Source organism: Nevskia soli, assembly GCF_903970205.1.
Taxonomy (GTDB): domain Bacteria; phylum Acidobacteriota; class Terriglobia; order Bryobacterales; family Bryobacteraceae; genus Bog-113.
On sequence record NZ_CAJCHS010000126.1, the window covers coordinates 1 to 4769 of the forward strand.

Genomic DNA, 4769 nt, shown 5'->3' on the forward strand with positions numbered 1-4769 from the left:
CGGAGAAGTCATGCTGGACATTGAAGTCGCGGGATCGGTCGCTCCCGGCGCGAAAATCGCGGTCTACTTCGCTGCCAACACGGACCAAGGATTTCTCGACGCGATCACGACCGCGTCTCACGATACTGTCAACAATCCTTCAATCCTTTCCATCAGCTGGGGAGGCCCTGAAGATTCCTGGACCGATCAGGCGCGCGGCGCTATGAACACGGCTTTCGAAGACGCCGCGGCGCTCGGCATCACCGTGACGGTCGCCGCGGGCGATAGCGGCGCGGATGACGGAGTGGGAGATGGAGCTCTTCACGTCGATTTCCCGGCTTCGAGCCCCTGGGTACTCTCCTGCGGCGGCACGAAAGTGATCGCTTCCGGCAGCACCATCGCTAGTGAAGTTACCTGGAACGAACTAAGTTCAGGCAACGGCGGAACGGGCGGCGGCGTCAGTCTCTGTTTCCCCGTTCCCGACTATCAATTGAAGACTAAGATTCCCGCGCAGCAGCAGACCGGGGCCATGGGGCGCGGAGTTCCGGATGTCTCGGGCGATGCGGATCCGATCTCCGGTTACATTGTCCGCGTAGACGGGCAGCAGACTGTGATCGGCGGTACGAGCGCCGTCGCGCCTCTATGGGCCGGGCTCTTTGCGTTGATTAATCAAAAGCTTGGGGCGCCCGTCGGCTTTGCCAACCCCAAGTTATACACATTTGCCGAGACTACGTTCCGCGACATCATTCTCGGAACTAACGGCGCTTACACGGCGGGCCCCGGTTGGGATGCATGCACCGGTCTGGGCAGTCCGAACGGCACGGCCTTATTGAACGCGTTCCTGAACACTCCGGCGGATAAAACCAAGCCTACAACCTAGGCGCGGCTGCTGAAGGGCGGCGGTTCCAACCGGAGCCGTCGCCCGATTTTGATACTCTTCCGATTGGATGCCTTCTAACAACTCTGGCGCGCCGGCCTTCCGCCTCGATAAGGACGCCCTCGGAGAAGTCCGCGTTCCTTCCGACCATCTCTGGGGCGCGCAAACCCAACGCTCCATCGACCTGTTCAAAATCGGCGTCGACCGCTTTCGCTTCGGGCGGCCCGTCATCCGCGCTTTTGGCATTTTGAAGAAGGCCGCGGCGCTGGCGAACGGCGAACTCGGCTCGCTTCCGCCCGAAAAGGTGGATCTCATCGTGCGGGCGGCGGACGAAGTCATCGAAGGAAAACTCGATAGCGAGTTCCCCCTGGTCGTTTTCCAAACCGGCTCGGGCACGCAGACCAACATGAATGCCAACGAGGTAATCGCGAACCGCGCGATTCAGCTGGCCGGGGGTGTCGTCGGATCGAAGAAGCCCATCCATCCCAACGACGACGTAAATCAGAGTCAGTCATCGAACGACACATTTCCAACGGCGATGCACATCGCCGCCGCGGGTGAGATTGCCCATACGTTGATCCCGGCGGTGCGAGCGCTACGCGACACACTCGACGACAAAGCACGCGCCTTCATGCACGTGGTCATGGTTGGACGCACGCACCTGCAGGACGCCACGCCGATCACGCTGGGCCAAGTGATTTCGTCCTGGGTCGCGCAACTGGATGCGGCCGTTCAGACCATCGAACACGCCGTAGAAGGTCTCTTCGAACTGGCCATCGGCGGGACGGCGGTCGGCACCGGACTGAACGCCGATGAGCGGTTCGGCGACACCTCCGCGCGTTACATCGCCAGTGAAACCGGACAACCGTTCACCGCCGCCGCGAATAAGTTTGCTGCGCTCGCAGCACATGACGCGATGGTGAACGCGAGCGCCGCGCTGCGCACGCTCGCCGGAGCGTTGATGAAAATTGCCAACGACGTTCGATGGTACGCGTCCGGTCCGCGCGCGGGTATCGGAGAGTTGCGTATCCCCGAGAACGAACCAGGCTCATCGATCATGCCGGGGAAGATTAATCCGACGCAGTCCGAAGCGCTCACCATGGTCGCGGTACAGGTCTTCGGAAACGACGCCGCGGTTGCGTTTGGCGGATCGCAAGGCAATTTCCAGCTGAATGTTTTCAAGCCGGTCATGCTGCACAATGTGCTCATTTCTGCACAACTGTTGGCTGAAGGCTGCCGCTCGTTCGACGAGCATTGCGCGCGCGGCATCGAGCCCGAAGAAGCGCGCATCCGTCAGCATCTGGAAGAGTCGCTGATGACGGTTACCGCGCTCAATCCGCATATCGGATATGAGAAATCCGCGAAGATTGCATTAACCGCGCACCGCGAGGGACTGAACCTGCGCGACGCGGCCTTGAAGCTCGGTTTCGTGACGCCCGAAGAGTTCGATCGCTGGGTGCGGCCGGAAGAGATGACCCATCCGCTTCCGGCGCGCGCCATTAACGACTAGTTACCAGCCCAACTGCCGGTCGTAATGAGCATCGGTTGCCCCGCGCCGAACGAAGCTGATCGCTGCATCGATATGCCGGTAAGCACCGTCGCGCCAACCCATTGCGGCCGGGTTGTCCTCTTCAGCGGCCAGATCCTTACGGGCTCTCGTCAGTAGCTTCATGAGGTTGCGGAAGCGGCCGACGGGATCCGGGTGCGAATCGGGATGCGCACGGCTCATAACGTCTTTAGCGTCCGCCCAAGCGGCCCGATTCAATTCTTGGATCGCACCCTCAATCTCGTGGTCGGCCGCCTGTAGGTCGGCTTGAACATTCGGAGGCATCGGGCCGCGTAACAGCGCCCTCGCTTCTTGTAAGTCGCCGCGGGCATGAAGGTAGTGTGGGTGATGGCCGGGCGTGTCCGCCAGCGCCGTCCCTTGGGCCAGCAGCGCGAGGCCGCCGGCAACGATAAGTAGATTCTGTAGTGTTCGCATTTGTAAATCCCTTCCTGAGCGTATGAACGCGAAGCGCGACGGTCGAGTTTCGAAATGCTAATTCCTTTTAATCCAGCAGTTTCAAGAGGGTGAGGGGTTTTGGCCCAAGACACGCAGGCTGAACCGTATGATCCGGATTTGCCCTTCCTGCCGTGCGAAAAACCGCATTCCCGCTGCTCACCTGGCCGACCAGGGCCGATGCGGCGCGTGCAAAACTGCGCTCGAACCCGCGAGCGAACCGCTGGACGTGACAACCGCCGAGTTCGACGAGATCATCGGCGGCGCGCGCGTTCCGGTCCTGGTGGATTTCTGGGCAGCTTGGTGCGGCCCCTGCCGTATGGCCGCGCCAGAGGTCAAAGCGCTCGCGCATGAGTTGGCTGGGCGAGCGCTGGTTCTGAAGGTTGACACCGAAGCCGAGCAAGGGCTGTCGGCGCGCTATCAGATCCAGAGCATCCCGAACTTCATGGTGTTCCGCAACGGCAAGCCCGTGTTCCGGCGGGCCGGTCTGGCGCCGCGCGCTGAAATGCGACGATGGATCGAGGCTGAATCGGCACCGGGGTAACACTTTTCTCCCGGATTGCGTCAAAATTAGAGCAGAGCCCTATGCAAAGAATCTGTTTTCCCGCCGGCTTCTGTCTGTTCGCGCTGGCGGTTTCGGCTTGCGCCGCGGCCGATAGCGCCCCCTCTACCGCGGCGGCGCCGGTGAATCCCCAGGAGATCATTCGTCAGTTTTCCGCTAAGGAGTCGGCTTTCCTGAAGGCGCGGAATAACTACACGTACCGGCAGACGGTCAAGATTCTTGAGCTGGACGCGGATGGCAATCCGGAAGGCGGCAAGTACGAGATGGTCGAAGACATCACGTTTACGCCGGACGGCAAGCGGACCGAGCGGGTCGTAAAAGCACCGCCGAACACGTTAAAGAAAATCCTGCTAACGCCCGAGGATGAACAGGATCTACGCAACGTCCAGCCGTTCGTCTTGAATGCCGAAACGATCGATCAATACATCGTGAATTACATCGGTCGCGAACAGGTGGATGAAATTCCCTGCTATTTATTCGCCGTGCGCCCCAAGGAGATGGTAAAGGGCCAGCGATATTTCGAGGGCCAGATCTGGGTGGATGACCGCGATCTTCAGATCGTCAAGACTTATGGCAAGGGTGTTGGCCGCCTAAAGAAGAGCGACGACAATCAATTCCCGAAGTTCGAGACGTATCGCGAGCAGATCGACGGCAAGTATTGGTTCCCGACTTATACGATCGGCAACGATACGCTGCATTTCAAAGAGGGCCCGCAGCGCATCAAGATGGTCGTGAAGTACGAGGATTACAAGCAGTTCAGGGCGGACACGAGTATTCAGTACGGAGACGAAGCTCCGGGTACAAGCACGCCCGGCGCCAGTACGCCTCCGACACAGAACGCGCCGCCGCTCGCTCCGAAGAAGTAGTCTGCGTGGTAGACCGCTCCATTGCTGTCGCGGCTTCCATGAAAGTGTCACCCGGCATACACCGTTCCACGCGGCTAGGCCGACAGACCCTCCCTTTCGGTCGGGCTCGGAGTGGGGCTATACGGTTTGCTTGAAAATGACCCCAACATACGCCGTTTCGCCCGGCCGAACGGGTCATGCCGAACCCAGTGTTCCGAGCCGCGACGGCCACGGAGCGGTTGGACGGTCTGCGACAGCCCGCGTGCGATAATCGGGACTTCCCTCATGGCCGCCGCTAAGCTCACTGTAAAGAACGATGGATCGATTCTAGTTGAAGGAGATTTTGAGATCGTCGATCCGCTGAATACGCCGTTCGGCCTTGCGGGACGAACCAAAATTTCGTTGTGCCGTTGCGGGGCATCGATGAACAAGCCGTTCTGCGACGGCTCGCACGCTCGAATCGGATTTCAGGATCAGGTGGTGGCGCGGGAGTTGCCTCCTCCCGTG

Annotated in this window: 6 protein-coding genes; 5 read left to right on the forward strand and 1 reads right to left on the reverse strand. The window is 60.3% G+C overall.

The window, feature by feature from the left end:
* Together H1Y01_RS05595 and fumC are read left to right on the forward strand one after the other, a co-directional pair.
* Window positions 1–859: S53 family peptidase (locus H1Y01_RS05595; protein WP_180539329.1), on the forward strand; the 859-nt coding region annotated here is incomplete at its 5' end.
* Between the two features lie 67 nt (window positions 860–926).
* Entirely contained in the window at window positions 927–2366 is a 1440-nt protein-coding gene (gene fumC, locus H1Y01_RS05600; RefSeq protein ID WP_180539330.1) for a class II fumarate hydratase, read from the forward strand.
* On the opposite strand, the gene H1Y01_RS05605 is transcribed toward fumC, so the two are convergent.
* Window positions 2367–2837, reverse strand: coding sequence for a hypothetical protein (locus H1Y01_RS05605; RefSeq protein WP_180539332.1), 471 nt, complete (start codon window positions 2835–2837; stop codon window positions 2367–2369). It abuts the gene before it with no gap.
* Between the two features lie 127 nt (window positions 2838–2964).
* Here H1Y01_RS05605 and trxC point away from each other — a divergent pair, with 127 nt between their 5' ends.
* From trxC to H1Y01_RS05620, 3 genes are all read left to right on the forward strand, one after another.
* The gene (gene trxC, locus H1Y01_RS05610) at window positions 2965–3399 is read left to right on the forward strand and encodes a thioredoxin TrxC (RefSeq protein WP_180539334.1); all 435 of its coding nucleotides are present in this window, start codon (window positions 2965–2967) and stop codon (window positions 3397–3399) included.
* Window positions 3400–3440: 41 nt separating this feature from the next.
* The gene (locus tag H1Y01_RS05615) at window positions 3441–4283 is read left to right on the forward strand and encodes a hypothetical protein (protein ID WP_180539335.1); all 843 of its coding nucleotides are present in this window, start codon (window positions 3441–3443) and stop codon (window positions 4281–4283) included.
* Between the two features lie 264 nt (window positions 4284–4547).
* A partial coding sequence (locus H1Y01_RS05620; RefSeq protein ID WP_180539337.1) for a CDGSH iron-sulfur domain-containing protein occupies window positions 4548–4769 on the forward strand: 222 nt, incomplete at its 3' end.

Coding starts and splice junctions, on each gene's coding strand:
- fumC (WP_180539330.1), top strand. CDS start 927: ATGCCTTCTAACAACTCTGGCGCGCCGGCCTTCCGCCTCGATAAGGAC.
- H1Y01_RS05605 (WP_180539332.1), bottom strand. CDS start 2,837: ATGCGAACACTACAGAATCTACTTATCGTTGCCGGCGGCCTCGCGCTG.
- trxC (WP_180539334.1), top strand. CDS start 2,965: ATGATCCGGATTTGCCCTTCCTGCCGTGCGAAAAACCGCATTCCCGCT.
- H1Y01_RS05615 (WP_180539335.1), top strand. CDS start 3,441: ATGCAAAGAATCTGTTTTCCCGCCGGCTTCTGTCTGTTCGCGCTGGCG.